This window comes from Oerskovia merdavium (genome assembly GCF_014836755.1).
In the GTDB taxonomy this organism is placed as follows: Bacteria; Actinomycetota; Actinomycetes; order Actinomycetales; family Cellulomonadaceae; genus Oerskovia; species Oerskovia merdavium.
The window spans coordinates 1-14637 of record NZ_JACSQF010000006.1; the positions used below are offsets into that span (position 1 = coordinate 1).

At 71.4% G+C, this 14637-nt stretch carries 18 protein-coding genes and 1 pseudogene; 8 read left to right on the forward strand and 11 right to left on the reverse strand.

Annotation, left to right across the window (positions count from 1 at the left end):
* Positions 1-102: 102 nt before the first annotated feature.
* Positions 103-210 carry a hypothetical protein gene (locus H9641_RS20900; protein WP_404821925.1) on the reverse strand — a complete coding sequence of 36 codons (108 nt, stop codon included), beginning with the start codon at positions 208-210 and terminating at the stop codon, positions 103-105.
* A gap of 145 nt (positions 211-355) precedes the next feature.
* A pseudogene (locus H9641_RS20905) lies at positions 356-454 on the reverse strand (aldo/keto reductase); the annotation flags it as partial.
* Between the two features lie 200 nt (positions 455-654).
* Here H9641_RS20905 and H9641_RS07030 point away from each other — a divergent pair.
* Positions 655-1536 (forward strand): universal stress protein, encoded by an 882-nt coding sequence (locus tag H9641_RS07030; RefSeq protein WP_191802286.1) that lies wholly within the window; start codon positions 655-657, stop codon positions 1534-1536.
* A 100-nt stretch (positions 1537-1636) separates the two neighbouring features.
* Here the strand turns inward: H9641_RS07030 and H9641_RS07035 are convergent, their stop codons facing one another.
* Entirely contained in the window at positions 1637-2029 is a 393-nt protein-coding gene (locus H9641_RS07035; protein ID WP_191802288.1) for an ArsR/SmtB family transcription factor, read from the reverse strand.
* Between the two features lie 83 nt (positions 2030-2112).
* Between H9641_RS07035 and H9641_RS07040 the strand changes: the two genes are divergently transcribed.
* Complete coding sequence (locus tag H9641_RS07040) at positions 2113-3543, forward strand: FAD-dependent oxidoreductase (RefSeq protein ID WP_191802291.1); 1431 nt, start codon at positions 2113-2115, stop codon at positions 3541-3543.
* Between the two features lie 103 nt (positions 3544-3646).
* On the opposite strand, the gene H9641_RS07045 is transcribed toward H9641_RS07040, so the two are convergent.
* Genes H9641_RS07045 through H9641_RS07060 form a run of 4 tightly spaced genes read right to left on the reverse strand, consistent with a single transcriptional unit; the run spans position 3647 to position 6390 of the window.
* Positions 3647-4093 (reverse strand): arsenate reductase ArsC, encoded by a 447-nt coding sequence (locus tag H9641_RS07045; RefSeq protein ID WP_191802293.1) that lies wholly within the window; start codon positions 4091-4093, stop codon positions 3647-3649.
* A 28-nt stretch (positions 4094-4121) separates the two neighbouring features.
* Positions 4122-5132, reverse strand: a complete 1011-nt coding sequence (locus H9641_RS07050) for a metalloregulator ArsR/SmtB family transcription factor (RefSeq protein ID WP_191802295.1) — start codon at positions 5130-5132, stop codon at positions 4122-4124.
* Complete coding sequence (gene arsB, locus H9641_RS07055; RefSeq protein ID WP_404821928.1) at positions 5129-6241, reverse strand: ACR3 family arsenite efflux transporter; 1113 nt, start codon at positions 6239-6241, stop codon at positions 5129-5131. Before arsB ends, H9641_RS07050 begins: the two co-directional genes overlap by 4 nt.
* 8 nt (positions 6242-6249) lie before the next feature.
* Positions 6250-6390 (reverse strand): hypothetical protein, encoded by a 141-nt coding sequence (locus tag H9641_RS07060; protein WP_191802299.1) that lies wholly within the window; start codon positions 6388-6390, stop codon positions 6250-6252.
* A gap of 150 nt (positions 6391-6540) precedes the next feature.
* On the opposite strand from H9641_RS07060, the gene H9641_RS07065 reads away from it, so the two are divergent.
* A complete protein-coding gene (locus H9641_RS07065; RefSeq protein ID WP_191802301.1) occupies positions 6541-7863 on the forward strand; it encodes a DUF1254 domain-containing protein in 1323 nt (440 codons plus the stop codon).
* A 76-nt stretch (positions 7864-7939) separates the two neighbouring features.
* Here H9641_RS07065 and H9641_RS07070 read toward each other — a convergent pair whose 3' ends face one another.
* Genes H9641_RS07070 through H9641_RS07080 form a run of 3 tightly spaced genes read right to left on the reverse strand, consistent with a single transcriptional unit; the run spans position 7940 to position 10900 of the window.
* Complete coding sequence (locus H9641_RS07070; protein ID WP_191802303.1) at positions 7940-9445, reverse strand: ATP-binding protein; 1506 nt, start codon at positions 9443-9445, stop codon at positions 7940-7942.
* Positions 9327-10229 carry a hypothetical protein gene (locus H9641_RS20665; RefSeq protein ID WP_191802305.1) on the reverse strand — a complete coding sequence of 301 codons (903 nt, stop codon included), beginning with the start codon at positions 10227-10229 and terminating at the stop codon, positions 9327-9329. Before H9641_RS20665 ends, H9641_RS07070 begins: the two co-directional genes overlap by 119 nt.
* Complete coding sequence (locus H9641_RS07080) at positions 10226-10900, reverse strand: response regulator (RefSeq protein WP_191802307.1); 675 nt, start codon at positions 10898-10900, stop codon at positions 10226-10228. The genes H9641_RS20665 and H9641_RS07080 overlap by 4 nt, the downstream gene beginning before the upstream one ends.
* Before the next feature lie 176 nt (positions 10901-11076).
* Between H9641_RS07080 and H9641_RS07085 the strand changes: the two genes are divergently transcribed.
* Genes H9641_RS07085 through H9641_RS07100 form a run of 4 tightly spaced genes read left to right on the forward strand, consistent with a single transcriptional unit; the run spans position 11077 to position 12521 of the window.
* Positions 11077-11457: an SHOCT domain-containing protein gene (locus tag H9641_RS07085; RefSeq protein WP_191802309.1), complete on the forward strand. Its 381-nt coding sequence runs from the start codon at positions 11077-11079 to the stop codon at positions 11455-11457.
* Positions 11454-11711, forward strand: coding sequence for a lipopolysaccharide assembly protein LapA domain-containing protein (locus tag H9641_RS07090; RefSeq protein ID WP_191802311.1), 258 nt, complete (start codon positions 11454-11456; stop codon positions 11709-11711). The genes H9641_RS07085 and H9641_RS07090 overlap by 4 nt, the downstream gene beginning before the upstream one ends.
* A gap of 52 nt (positions 11712-11763) precedes the next feature.
* Positions 11764-12225: a DUF6325 family protein gene (locus tag H9641_RS07095; RefSeq protein ID WP_191802313.1), complete on the forward strand. Its 462-nt coding sequence runs from the start codon at positions 11764-11766 to the stop codon at positions 12223-12225.
* Positions 12222-12521 (forward strand): SHOCT domain-containing protein, encoded by a 300-nt coding sequence (locus tag H9641_RS07100; RefSeq protein ID WP_191802315.1) that lies wholly within the window; start codon positions 12222-12224, stop codon positions 12519-12521. Before H9641_RS07095 ends, H9641_RS07100 begins: the two co-directional genes overlap by 4 nt.
* A gap of 172 nt (positions 12522-12693) precedes the next feature.
* Here H9641_RS07100 and H9641_RS07105 read toward each other — a convergent pair whose 3' ends face one another.
* A complete protein-coding gene (locus H9641_RS07105; RefSeq protein WP_191802317.1) occupies positions 12694-13656 on the reverse strand; it encodes an aldo/keto reductase in 963 nt (320 codons plus the stop codon).
* Positions 13657-13804: 148 nt separating this feature from the next.
* Here H9641_RS07105 and H9641_RS07110 point away from each other — a divergent pair, with 148 nt between their 5' ends.
* Positions 13805-14431, forward strand: a complete 627-nt coding sequence (locus H9641_RS07110) for a TetR family transcriptional regulator (RefSeq protein ID WP_191802319.1) — start codon at positions 13805-13807, stop codon at positions 14429-14431.
* Positions 14432-14637 lie beyond the last annotated feature (206 nt).

Sequence of the window (14637 nt, forward strand, 5' to 3'; positions counted from 1 at the left end):
GACGGTGACTGGGCTGGGAGCGGGCGGCGACGCCCCGGCGGGGGGGGCGCCCGCGCCCCGGGCGGTAAGGACCCGGGGCGAGGGCGGTGTGGGCGGGTCCTATCAGCGGGTCCGTTCGGGGCGCGTCGACTTGGGGATGGCGACGACACCGCGCTGGATCAACCAGCGCAGGGTCACCTGGGCGACGGACTTGCCGTGCGCCGCACCCACGGCTGTCAGGGTGGGGTCTCTGAAGATGTTGTTCTCGCCTTCGGCGAGGGCCCCAGGACGCGATCTGTACGCCGCGCTCGGTCAGGAGGGCTTGGTCGTCGACGCACTGAAAGAACGGATGGGTCTCGATCTGGTTCGCGGCCGGGGTGATCTCGTTGTGCTCGACGAGGTCCACGAGTCGGTCGGGGTAGAAGCTCAAGACGCCGATCGCGCGGACGGCTCCCTGACGGTAGAGCTCCAGCATGGCCCGCCAGGAGCTGTAGCAGTGCCTGGGCGGCGAGCGTCCCCAGTCCCCAGTTGCCGTTGCTGGGGGGCGGGCAAAGACTGGACGGCACGACCTCCGCGGGCGAATGCTCGGAGGCGACGTGGAAGCTCTCGGTACCGTCGCCCATTCTGTTCTCTCACGAGCGGCAGTCCGGCGAACGTCCAACGAAGGAGACAAGGATGTCTGGAACTCGTGTCGTCGTCGGTGTCGACGGATCGACGAGCAGCCGCACGGTACTGACCTGGGCCGCCCACGAAGCCCGCCTGCGTGGCGAGCCGCTTCTCGTCGTGCACTCGCGCTTCCGGCCTGCCTACGACCCGATGTTCGCCGGAGGTTTCTACCTGCCACCGATGGCCTCCGAGAGCGACGAGGCCGACGAGGTGCTGCGCGTCGCCGTCGACGTAGCCCGACAGGCCGAGCCCGAGCTGGAGGTGGAGACATCAGCTCGACCGGGACCGGCAGCCCTTGCTCTGCTGGACGCGGCGAGCGAAGGCGCCGGGCTCGTCGTGGTCGGCACACGCGGCCTCGGTGCCTTCGGTGCACTCTTCCTGGGCTCCGTCAGCATCCAGCTCGCAGCGCGCTCTCCGGTACCTGTGGCAGTGGTGCCGAGCGACGCGACGTTCTCGACCGCGGGCCCCGTCCTGGTAGGCGTCGACGGATCGCCTCGGAGTGACGTCGCGACCGTCGAAGCGGCCCACGAAGCGGTCCGTCGCAACGTCCCGCTCGACGTCGTCGCGGCATACACGGTCCCTGCCGACCCGCTCGTGACCTCCCTCACGCCGTCGGTCGACGATCTGCGCGCGGCATTCCGCGGCCGAGCGCACGAGGTGGCGGAGTGGGCTGCAGAGTCCGCCCGACGCGTGGGCCCGTCCCTGATCGTGCGGACGCACGTCATGGAAGGGCCGCCGGCCGACGAGATCTCGCGAGCCGCCGTGGCCGCCTCCGTCGTCGTGGTCGGTTCGCGGGGGTACGGCGAGGTCAGGGGACCGGTCCTGGGATCGGTCAGCCAGACCCTGCTGCGTCACGCGAAGTGGCCGGTGCTGGTCACGCACGAGTCCTGACGGGCGACCGAGGCGCTGGGCCCTCGTGGGCGGGGGGGCTGGTCCGTGCAGAGGGACGTGCGGATGCTGCGGATCGACGTGGTGTCCGCGATCGGCGGGTTCAGGACGGCTCTCGTCGGCCTCCCTCGGCGGTGGTCTCGGTGAGCATCGTCGCGAGCGAGGTGAGGGCGCCGGGCACGAGCGAGTAGTACGCCCAGCGTCCGCGCTGCTCTCGGGTGAGGAGGCCGGCGTCGACGAGGATCTTGAGGTGGTGGCTCACGGTCGGCTGGGACAGGCCGACAGGCTCGGTGAGGTCGCACACGCAGGCTTCGCCGCCCTCGTGAGAGGCGACGATCGAGAGCAGCTGGACCCGGGTGGGGTCGGCCAGCGCCTTGAAGGTGCGCGCGAGGGCGCGGGCGGTCTGGGGGTCCGCCGCCTGCCGGACCAGCGGCGCGCAGCAGGCGGCGCCGGCGGTGCCGGCTGGTGCGAGGGGCAGGTCCGTCGTCGTGGTCATGAGCCCATCTTGCCACGTATCGAAGTTTGTGGATACGTTGTCGCCATGGAGTTCATTGATGGTTGTCGATGCGAGGAGTGGTGATGAGCGAGGTCGTGCGTGCTGACCTGCCGGTCGTGGTGATCGGTGGGGGACCGGTGGGGCTGGCCGCGGCCGCTCACCTGCTGGAGCGGGGCCTGGAGCCGGTGGTCCTCGAGGCGGGCGAGGGGCCGGGTGCGGCGGTGGCGTCGTGGGGACACGTGCGGTTGGTCTCGCCGTGGCGCTACGACATCGACGAGGCCGCGTGCCGACTGCTCGAGCCCACCGGATGGAGGGCCCCGGACCTGAACGAGCTGCCCACGGGTCGCGAGCTCGTGGACGAGTACCTGGTGCCGCTGGCCGCGACCCCGGCGATCGCCTCGCGGTTGCGGACCAGGACACGGGTGCTGGCCGTGGCCCGCGACGGCGCGGACAAGACCCGGTCCTTGGGCCGGGAGCGGCGCGCGTACCGGGTGCGGACCGTGGGTGCGGACGGGCAGGTCGAGGACGTGCTGGCCCGTGCGGTGATCGACGCGTCCGGGACGTTCACGACGTCCAACCCGCTGGGGACCAGCGGCCTTCCGGCCGTCGGCGAGGACCGGGCGCAGGGCTTCGTCACCGGCCCCCTGCCTGATGTCCTGGGCTCGCAGCGGGAGCGGTTCGCCGGCCGGCACGCGCTCGTCGTCGGGATGGGCCACTCGGCAGCGAACACGCTCCTGTCCCTGGTCGAGCTCGCGGAGTCCGCGCTTGGCACCACGGTCACCTGGGCGATCCGCGGCGGGTCGGCGCGGCGCCTGTTCGGCGGCGGGACCGACGACGAGCTGCCCGCGCGCGGGCTCCTGGGCACCCGCCTGCAGGCCGCGGTGGAGGCCGGCCGGTTGACGGTGGTGAAGTGGATCTCGATCGAACAGCTCGTGCCCGGCCAGGACACGGTGCGGGTCCTGGGCCGTTCGCGCGACGAGGCGCTGGACCTGCAGGTCCATGCGATCGTGAACGCGACCGGGTTCCGCCCGGACCTGGACATGCTGCGCGAGGTGCGCCTGGACCTGGACCCGGTGGTGGAGTCCCCGAGCCGGCTGGCCGAGCTCATCGACCCCAACTTCCACTCGTGCGGCACGGTGCCCCCGCACGGGGAGAAGCTGCTCCGGCACCCCGACGACGGGTTCTACCTCGCCGGGATGAAGTCCTACGGGCGGGCGCCGACGTTCCTGCTCGCCACGGGCTACGAGCAGGTCCGCTCGATCGCCGCCGCCCTGGCAGGCGACCGGGCCGCAGCCGACCTCGTCCAGCTGAACCTGCCCGCCACCGGTGTGTGCTCGACGGACCTGGCGCTGGAGGCCGACGACGAGTCCGACGTCTCGTGCTGCGGCACAGCGCCCACCGAGCCGCAGCTCGTCACGCTCGGGGTCGGTGCGCCGTCCGGGTCCGGGTTCGCTACCGGCGTCGTCCACGGGCGCTCCGGCGACGAACCGACGCCGGCGAGCGCCTGCGAGTAAGGCTGGGCCTGCGTGCAGCGAACCCCGCCCGGAGGGGCGGGGGCTTCGCCTGGACGACGAAGGGCCGGACGCGCACGTGTCCGGCCCTTCGTCGCGTCCGGGGTCAGGCGGTGGCAGGGACCTCGACGGCGTCGACGCCGAGCTCGGTGAGCAGGGTCAGGACGCGGGTGCGGATCTCGTCGCGGATGGGGCGCACGGACTCGATGCCCTGCCCGGCGGGGTCCTCGAGCTGCCAGTCCTCGTAGCGCTTGCCGGGGAAGATGGGGCACACGTCGCCGCAGCCCATGGTGATCACGACGTCGGAGGCCTGGACGGCCTCGGTGGTCAGGACCTTGGGGGTCTCGGTGCGGATGTCGATCCCGGCTTCGAGCATGGCCTCGACCGCGACCGGGTTGATCTGGTCGGCGGGCGTGGACCCGGCGGAGCGGACCTCGACGGCGCCACCGGACAGGGCGCGCAGGAACCCGGCGGCCATCTGGGAGCGGCCCGCGTTGTGGACGCAGACGAACAGGGCGGACGGCTTCTCGGTGGGGGCGTGCTGGGCGTTCATGAGGTCTCTCCAGGCTGGTGCGTGCGGGTCAGGTGGGCAGGGTGAGGTCGGGCAGGAGGTCGGCGAGCAGGGCACGGACCCGGGTGTCGAGCTCGTCGCGGATCGCGGCGACACCCGCGGGGGAGGCCAGGGCGGGGTCTCCGACGAGCCAGTCCTCGTAGCGCTTGCCGGGGAGGACCGGGCACACGTCGCCGCAGCCCATGGTGATCACGACGTCGGCTGCGCGGACCGCGTCGTCGGTCAACGGCTTGGGGAACGCGTCGTGGGCGGTGCCCAGGTCGTCGAGGGCTTCGCGGACCCCGGCGTGGATCTCGGCAGCGGGGGTGGAGCCTGCGGAACGGACCGTGACGCGGTCGCCCGCGTAGCGGCGTACCAGCGCCGCGGCGAGCTGGGAGCGGCCGGCGTTCGCGACGCACACGAACAGCACCTGGGGGCCGCTCGTCGGGTCGCGGGTGATGTCGGTCAGGCGTTGGCGGGCGAAGCGTTCGGTAAGGGTGACCAGGTGTGCGGAGACCTTCGCCGAGCGTGCCAGGTCGGTGTAGGACTCGCGCACGACCCGCTGGACGGCGTCGAAGCGCACGCCGGGGAACGTGGTCGCGAGCTCGGTGGCCAGGTGGTCCAGGGCCGGGTCGACGTCCTCGAGCCCGCGCAGCACCTCCTGGGTGACCGATGCCTCGAGGGCTGCCGGGGCGAAGGAGTCCAGCAGGGTGGTCACGGCCGCCTTGTAGCCAGGAGTGATGCGGTACCAGACCCAGGTGCCGCGCCGCTCGGAGGCGAGGACCCCGACGTCGCGCAGCACCTTGAGGTGGTGCGAGACGGTCGGCTGGGACACGTCGGTCAGGGCGGCCAGGTCGCACACGCAGGCCTCGCCGGCCGGGGCGGTGGCGATGAAGGACAGCATGCGCAGGCGCAGCGGTTCGGCCAGGGCCTTGAGCGCGGTCGCGACGACGGTGGCGATGCCGGCGCCGATGGCGTGGGACTCGATCTGCGGTCCGCAGTCCGCGTCGCGCACCGTCAGAGGCGGGGGAGTGGTGGTCATGGGGTCACCTTCGCGGGTTCGGCCACCTGGGTGGCGTAGGGGTCGACGGCGAACCAGCGGCGGGCGATCCACAAGGAGACGTAGACCAGGCCCACCAGGACCGGGACCTCGATGAGCGGCCCGACGACACCGGCCAGGGCCTGGCCCGAGGCTGCGCCGAACGTCGCGATGGCCACCGCGATCGCGAGCTCGAAGTTGTTGCCGGCCGCGGTGAAGGCCAAGGTCGTGGACTTGGCGTACCCCAGGCCCAGAGTCTTCCCGGTGACGATGCCCACGCCCCACATCACGGCGAAGTACACCAGCAGCGGCAGGGCGATGCGGGCCACGTCGAGCGGGTCGGAGGTCACGGCCTCGCCCTGCAGCGCGAAGAGCAGCACGATCGTGAACAGCAGCCCGTACAGGGCCCAGGGGCCGATCACGGGCAGGAACTTGTCCTCGTACCAGGTCCGGCCCTTGGTGCGTTCCCCGACCAGGCGCGAGGCGAACCCGGCCACGAGCGGGATCCCGAGGAAGACCAGGACGTTGAGCGCGATCTGTCCCATGGAGATGTCGAGGCCGGCGGTGTCCAGGCCGAGCCATCCGGGCAGGATCGTGAGGTAGAAGTAGCCCAGGAGCGAGAACGCGAGGACCTGGAAGACGGAGTTGATCGCGATCAGGACCGCCGCGGCCTCCCGGTCCCCGCAGGCCAGGTCGTTCCAGATGACGACCATCGCGATGCAGCGGGCCAGGCCCACGATGATCAATCCGGTGCGGAACTCGGGCAGGTCGGGCAGGAAGATCCACGCCAGCGCGAACATCAGCGCGGGCCCCACGAGCCAGTTCAGCACCAGGGAGGAGACCAGGAGCTTCTTGTCCCCCGTGACCGAGGCGACCTTGTCGTAGCGGACCTTGGCCAGGACCGGGTACATCATCACGAGCAGGCCGATCGCGATGGGCACCGAGATCCCCCCGACCTCCATCGAGGCCAGCACGTCCGACAGGGCCGGGACGAACCGGCCCAGCAGCAGTCCGGCGACCATCGCGAGCCCGATCCACACCGGCAGCCACCGGTCGAGCGTCGACAACCGTCCTGCGCCCTGGGTGATCACGGGGGTGGTGGCTGGTGCCACGGTGCGGCTCACGCCAGGGCCTCCTCGATCTCGGCGACCAGCACCCACGGAGGGCGCCTGCCCACGATCGACGTCATGGCTCGCCCCAGGAGGTGGCGGTCACGGTCGGGCATGAGAGGGCAGCGGCGGCCAGGATGGTGCATCGACATGCGTCTATGTTGACACATTTCGATATAGCGAGACAAGGCGATACCGCGCTGCCGACGTCGGACCTGAGCCGAGTTGCGGAAGGCAGCGGACCGTGGAGCATGGGGTGGGCGCTCCACCTGGACGCCGGTGATCGAGTGAGGGTGTGGGGCATGGCGACGGAGCTGACGGACCGGGCGGGGTTGGCCAAGGACGCGTACGTGTACGGGTATCCGTTGGTCTTCAACGTCGACCAGGTGCGGCGCTACGTGAACGAGGGGGTCGGTGCGAACCCGGCGGCGGCGTTCAACACGTTCTCGCACGCACGGCACCTCGCGGGCCCCGCAGACACGTTCGTGACGATCAACAACGACACCCTGTACTCGATGGCACAGCTGGACCTGTCCGTCGGTCCGCTCGTGCTGGACGTGCCGGCGACCGGGGAGCGCTACTACGTGCTCCAGTTCGTCGACGCCTGGACGAACAACATCGCGTACGTCGGGACGCGGGCCACCGGCAACGAGGCGGGCCGGTTCGTCGTCGTCCCGCCCGGCTGGTCGGGCGACCTGCCCGCCGACGCCGTCGTGGTGCAGGCGTCGACCCGGATCGTGAGCATCGTCGGGCGGATCGCGTGCGCAGGACCGGACGACGTCGGCGCGGCGAACTCCGTCCAGGACCAGTTCCTGCTCCGGCCTCTCGACCTCACCGCGAAGCCTGCCGGCCTGCCCGACAAGGCGGCGTCCGGGGAGGAGGGGCTGGACTTCTTCGAGGACCTGCGACGGCTGTCCCAGGAGCTCCCGCCCTCACCGGCCGACGTCGAGTACGCGACCCGGTTCGACCCGCTCGGGCTCGCCGGGACCGCACCGATCCAGGACCCCGACGGCGAGCTCGCCGAGCAGTATCTGGCCGGGCGAGACCTGGTGGAGCACGCCTCTCACCACGGTTCCGCGCCCGTCAACAACGGGTGGACCGTCGGACTGCACATGTTCGACTACAACGTCGCCGCGCTCGGGCTGGGCACGATCGACGCGCCCGAGTGGAAGATCGCCGACCCGGCCGAGAGATTCCTCGATCGAGCCCAGGCGGCGCGCCTCGGCCTGTGGGGCAACCACGCCTATGAGGCCGTGTACGCCCAAGCCTTCACCGACGTCGACGGCGCACCTCTGCACGGTGAGTCGACCTACGAGGTGCACTTCGACACTGAGCCGCCCGTCGGGGCGTTCTGGTCGATCACCCTCTACGACGTCCCCCGGTACTTCCTGGTCGACAACCCGATCGACCGGTACTCGATCGGCGACCGCACGCCTGGCACGCGGCGCGCCGACGACGGCACCTTGACCGTGACGATCTCCCACGCAGAACCCGCTGACCCGCTCGCGCGCGCGAACTGGCTCCCAGCCCCCGACGCGGCGTTCCGCCTGGTCCTGCGGCTCTACATCCCGGGGCCGACGGTGCTCGACGGCACCTACGGCTTCCCGCCCATCACCCAGGTCTGACCGCGCGCGTGCTGGCTCTCTGACGCCGCAGAGACCGCGTCTGCGGACGTCGGAGAGTCGGCCGGTCGGGCCGTCCTCAACGTCCTCGACGATGCCGACGTCCTTCGGCAGCACCGGTCTGCGTGGTGTGATCTCGCGTGCCACGAAGCTCGTGCCGCACGACCTGCCGGCCGTCGTCGAGCACCACGGTCAGCTCGGCACCTCGGCCCGGAGGTAGTGCACGCACGGTGACCTGACCCGCGAGCGCACCCCGGACGTGACCGGCTGCCTCCGCAACCGTCGTGGGGTCGACCAGGGGCTGCCCGCGGTCGTCGAGCAGACGCACGTCGACGCCTCTGGAGCGCGCCTGTGCGCACGCCTCCACCATGTCGGCCGTGGCGAGGCCCGGAGCGCGGAGCCGGTCCCGCAGCCCGGCCTCGATCAGTGTCGCGTCGGCGCGCTGGACGTCGGTGAGGCTTCGGCCGCGCGCGAGAACCTGGAGGGTGGGCCCGACGATCTCTGCGACCTCCTCGAGGCGTTGCCGCCCGGCCTCGACGGCAGCGTTCATGGCGTTCGCCTGCGAGGTCGCCCGTGCTCCGGCGGCCCGGTGCGCCGTGACCGATGCGACGAGCCCGACGAGCATGCGTCGCCACATCGTGCCGACGATGATCGCGGCCGTCGGTTTGAGCAGGAGCTCGAGCACCTCGGGCGCGTCCAGCCGTTGCCCCACGGCCCACGCGGTCAGGACGAGAAGCAGGGCGGAGCCCGCACCGCACGCGCCGCGGACCCGTCCCCGCACGGCCGCCAGCCCCACCTGGTAGCCCGCCAGGTACACCAGCGCGGTCCAGACCCCCGACGAGTCGGCTGCCAGGGTCAGGACGATCACCGCTGCGAGCGGAGCAAGCAGCGCGAGAGCCGCCCTGCGCGACGAGAGGTGGTCGGGCCCGTGCGACGTCAGTGCGAGCAGGGAGGAGAACAGCGCGAGGAGTGCGACCGCGAGCGCGAGCGGGCCAGGGGAGTCCTCCCGGCCCAGGAGCACGTGCGCCGCCACCGTGCACCACACGTAGGCGAGCGCGAGCCGCGCGCCCCTGGTGCCGAGCCCGGAGGGCACCAGGTCGGGCCACGGCGTACGACCGGTCGACAGGTTTCCGGTGCCCCGCTCGTCCGGGAGCGCCTGCCCGCCGTCGGCGCGGCCGGTCGGGGTGAGGGCTTCGCTCAGGTGGCGGTTCCAGGAGAGCGTCACGCACGTGCCGCGCCCGCGCTCAGAGGTGATGACGGCGTCCCCGCCGGGGACCGCGGTCATGCGGCCGACGATGCTCGTCCTGATGCCGACGGAGTCCGTCCCTGCCCGGTGAGGGTCGAACCCGACGCCGTCGTCGATGACTTCCACGGTCAGCCCGGAAGAGTCCGACACGAGGGTCACGTGGACGCTGACCTGCTCCTGGGTGCCGCTCCTGGCATGGATCAGGCTGTTGCGCAGCGCTTCAGCCATGGCCGACACGACAGCATCCACGACAGGGGGCGGCACCGTGACCGCCTCGCACCGGCTCGTCACCCGGGCCGTGGGGTGGACCTGTGCGACACGGGCCTGGACGAGCGTCACGATCGAGTCGACCTGACCGACCGGGTCGCCGCCCCCCCGCGCCCAGGAACCCCAGCGCGCGTCGCGCCGGGGCGACGAGCGTGGAGCCGACCCCCTCGGCCGCTCGGCCGGCGAACACGAGAGTCGAGAGGATCTCGTCGTGGACGATGCTGACGAAGCGCTGCTGCTCGGCCGCTGCGGCCTCGGCCTCGAGGCGCCCGTGCTCACGCCGCTCCGCATCGCGCTCCGAGCGGGCGAGCTGCTGGAGCTGGCGGCGGAGCGCGACGAAGACGGCGACGAACGCCATGTTGCCCAGGTGGATCGGCGTCTGGAGGACGACGTCCAGAGGCACGGAACCCTGGACCGCCCAGATCGCGACAGGAACGGCCAGGGCGAAGGCCTGGGACAGCACGAGAGCCCACTGCCAGCGCACGAGCAGGACGAGGAGCGAGACCGCCACCGGCTCGAGCTCCCACACCCACGGGACGGAGGACGCGCCGGACGTCTCCGCGAGAGGCCATGTCAGCGCGAGGGCGAGGCTCAGTGCAGGGATCGTCGCCCAGAACGCGCGCAGCGCGCGCGCCGGGACCGTTCGGGCGAGTGCTACGAGCACCAGGATCAGCGCCGCCAGGACGACTGCGGCGACGTTCCACCACCCGGCAGCGTCCCCCCACCGCTCGATCGCGACCGGGACGGTGATCAGGACGAGCGCGGAGCCGCCGAGCGCGATGAGCAGGCCGACCCGACGATCGGCGGTGATCGACGAGGAGGCCCCCGCGACCCGAGGTGCTGCGAAGCCGGTCACCGAGGTGGCGCCAGCATCCCGTCCTCGACCGCGCGGCGGTAGAGGTCGACCTTGGTGTGGGCCTGCCGATCGACGGCCGCGTACTTGGTCCGGATCCGTCGGACGTGATCCAGGACGGTCTCTCGGGTGATCCCGAGCATCCGAGCGACACGGTCCGCCTTCTCGCCTGAGGCGTACAGCTCGAGCACCTGGCTCTCGCGAGCGGTCAGGCCCGCGTCCTGCACGGCTGCGTCGGCGTCGATCGCCGCTGCCCAGTCGACGCTGGCCACGATCTCTCCTCGCGCCGCGGCCCGGAGCGCGTCGACCAGCGTCGCAGGCGACTCTGACTTGCGGATCATCCCGGCCACCCCGGACCTTGCTGCCTGCCGGACCAAGGCCGGGTCGTCACCGGAGGTGTACGCCACGACGGTCACCCCGAGCCGGCGAAGCCGTTCCAGGTTCTGCGCGGGGGTCGTGCGGTCCGCCAGCCGGAGATCGAGAAGGACGAGGTCCAGGTCCGGCGCGGCGTCGACGAGCTCGCTGACCGTCGCCGCGCGCGCGACCAGGGCGAGGTCGTCGTGCTGATCAAGGATGGCTTCGACTCCCAGCCCGACCGCTGCGTGGTCGTCGACGATCCCGACGCGACGCCGAGGACCTGGATCGGGCGGCGGGGCGTGGGGCGTGCGGTTCATCGGTGCCGTCCTCGCAGCCGGGTCGTGGTCGCGTCGATCGTAGCCCCGTGCCCCGTCACGGCCGGACCCGCCGAGCACCTCATCACCCACCCCCACAACTGGGGGATACCCCGGGATCGAACGCTCGCCCGGGGCTACGTTCCCTAGGAAACCCCTCTCGACCGAACGGAACCTCGATGACCTTCTGGCAGTCCGCCCTCCTCGTCGTGGAGATCTTCTTCTTCATGGCCTACCTCGTGATCCTGTTCCACGTCCTCTCCGACCTCTTCCGTGACCGGGGGCTCGGCGGTGTCGCCAAGGCGGCCTGGATCCTGTTCCTCGTGCTCGTCCCGGTCCTGACGGCCCTCGTCTACGTGATCGCCCGCGGCCGTGGCATGGCACAGCGCCAGAACGCCGCCGTCGACGCCGCGCGCCAGCGCACCGACGACTACATCCGTCAGGTGGCCGCGACGTCTCCGGCCCAGGACGTCGCAGCCGCCAAGGCGCTGCTGGACTCCGGTGCGATCACCTCCGACGAGTTCGACCGCCTCAAGGCAGTGGCCCTGGCCGCGGCATGACGAACCAGGCACCGCAGGCGAGCACGGGACGCTGGACGACCTTCCTGGCCAAGCGCTGGCTGAGCATCGTCCTGGTCGCACTGACCGTGGTCTTCGTCGCGCAGAACCAGCAGGAGGTCTCGTTCAGCCTGCTGTGGGCCACCTTCTTCGCGCCGCTGTGGGTCGTGCTCGCGATCGTCCTGGTCGTCGGGTTGCTCGCCGGCGGTCTGCGCGTCAGGTCCAAGCACAAGGCGGCCGCTCGTGGCCGCCGGTAGCCCGACGGGGTGCGTGGAGCACGGGAATCCGTCCACCGACCAAGGAAGTGTCATGCGTGACCAGAACGAAGCGTCAGATGAGGTCTGGGGTCCCGTCTCGTGCCTCCTCCTCGAAGTGCCACCGGGCGCGAACGTCGGCCCGGGCGTCGTCGAGCTCCTGCACCTGGTCGACTCGCGAGCGGTCCGCCTGCTCGACATCGAGGTCGTCGAGCACACCCGGACCGGCCTGCGAAAGGTCGACGACGCCGACTGGTTCTGGAGGCTTGCGCCACCCGTCATCGAGCTGGTCGGGTCCTCGTCGGACCTGCTCGACGACGAAGACCTCCGGGTCGTCGCGGACCGGCTCGCACTCGGGTCCGTCGGCATCGTCGTGGTCTACGAGTCCTTGGTCATGCGCGACGTCGTCGACAGGTTCGCGAGCCACGGAGTCGAGGCCGTCCACTCCTTCGCCCTCCTGCCCGGCGACCTCGAGCTGGCGCTCGACCAGAGCGAGCCCGTGAGGAGCGGCACATGAGCCTCTTCCGGACAGCGAGCAAGGTCGCGGTCGCGAGCTCGGTCCACGGGCGGGTCCAGCAACGCCAGCGAGCGCGATGGGCCGCCGAGGACCAGGGCGCGAGCGCGGGGGTGGCGGCAGCTCGTCCGGCAGCCGGATCGAACCCGGCCGGCGGCTCGGCGCTGACACCCGTGCTCGACGCCATCCCGGACGTCGAGCGCCGGATCCAGCTCCTCCAGCAGCTCGTCGAGCTCCGCGACGCCGGGGTGCTCACCGATGCCGAGCTGGCGACCCAGAAGGTCCGGGTGCTGGGTTGATGCCGGCGAAGGACCGGCCGCGCGTGCACAGGTTGCGCGCTGTGGCCGGTCCTTCGCCCGGGCGCGACATCGAGCCCGAGCGGGTGGCGCCGATGCCCGGTGGGTCCGGCTGTACCGTCCAGCCAGCGCGGGACGAGACGAGGACGTGCGGCTCCGGCCCGACGGGTCTCCCCTATTCCCAGGTAGGGACGTTTCCACCGGCATAGCGGGCGCCGAAGCCACCGGTAGGCAGGATCTCGGCGATGCGGCGGAGATCCTCCGCGGTGAGCGTCAGGTCGGCCGCGGCGATGTTCTCGGCCACGCGCTCCGGGCTCCGTGTGCCGGGGATCGGCACGACGTGGTCGCCCTGAGCGAGCAGCCAGGCGAGTGCCAGCTGGGCGACCGTGGCCTCCTTGGACTCTGCGAGAGCGGTCAGGTGGCGGGTTGCCTCGAGGTTCTTCTCGAAGTTCCCCGGCTGCCAGCGCGGGTCGGTGCGGCGCATGTCGGTCTTGTCGTACTGGTCGGCGGGCTTGGCGGTGCCGGTGAGGAACCCGCGGCCGAGGGGGGAGTAAGGCACGAAGCCGATCCCGAGCTCGGACAGGGTGGGGAACAAGGACTCGACGTCGCGCTCGAACAACGAGTACTCGGTCTGCAGGGCCGAGACCGGCTGCACGGCGTGCGCGCGGCGGATCGTGGTCTCGCCGGCCTCGCTGAGGCCGAAGTACTTCACCACGCCCGCGTCGATGAGCTCCTTGACGGTGCCGGCGACGTCCTCGATCGGGACGGCCGGGTCGACCCGGTGCTGATAGAGGACGTCGATGTGATCGACGCCGAGGTGGCGCAGGCTGTTCTGGACGACCTCACGGATGTGTTCCGGCCGGGAGTCCTGGCCGTGGTCGCGCGTGAACCCGAACTTGGTCGCGATGACGACCTCGTCCCGGAAGCTCTTGACGGCGCGGCCCACGATCTTCTCGTTCTCGCCCCAGCCGTAGAGCTCAGCGGTGTCGAAGAACGTCACACCCAGGTCGTGAGCTCTCTGGATCGTGGCGATGCCTTCCTGCTGGTCGCCGGGGCCGTAGGCGATGGAGATGCCCATCGCCCCGAATCCCAGCGCGGACGTCTCCAGGCCTTGCTGGCCCAGGGTGCGGTTCTGCATGAGGGCGCCTCTCTTCTGCTCGCTCCGACGCTCGTTCGACGACGGGCGGTGCGGCGGCCGGCCGATCGGCCGAACCGAACGGTTCGGTTCCACTCTAGGCCGAGGAGGTCGAGAGTCAAACCGAACGGTTTGGTTGTACTTTGGACGCATGGCCGACCATCACGCACCCAACCTCCCCGCATCGTCCGAGGGTGCCGTCGGCGGGGTTGACGGGACGCGTGAACGAGTGGTGGCTGCGGCCATGGACGAGTTCGCGCGCTACGGGATCGCCGGCGCCCGGGTCGACCGCATCGCCAAGCAGGCCCGCACGAGCAAGGAGCGCGTCTACGCGCACTTCCGAGGCAAGGAAGCGCTCTACGCCCAGACCGCGGCCCGCGAGCTCGGCGTCATCGCCCAGGCCACCCACATCGATGCGCGCGACCTGCCGGGCTATGCCGGGCGGCTGTTCGACTACTTCACCAGCCGCCCCGATCACTACCGGCTGATCAGCTGGGGGCGCCTCGAGCTGACGGAGGGCGACGGGACGAGTCAGGACGCGATCGCCGGCAAGGTCGAGCAGCTCCGTCAGGCGCAGCGCGACGGGGCGCTCGATCCCACCTGGGACCCGTTCGACGTCCTTGCCCTGGTCAACCAGATCGCGACGACATGGTCGGCGCAGCCCGAGATAGCGGCTGCCGCCAGCGAGCACTCGGACGACCGCTCGGTCGCAGCGCGGCGGGCCGCCGTGGTGCGCGCCGTCGAGCGCCTCTTCCCGGCGGCAGCTCCGCGTCCATAGCTCGGAGCGGGGCGTCAAGCCCGTCGCGCGCAGGTCGCTGACTGCGTGTCCTGCGCGGAGACGGGCCCAGGCTGCGCGTGGACAGCGGGTGCTCGGCGAGCGCGCGGCCGCGACCTGCCCGTGTTCGACGCGCTGGGATCGGTCGGTGTCGACCAGTCGGACTCACCTCCGCAGGGTGTTGACACGGCATGTGTGAGCGCTAACAT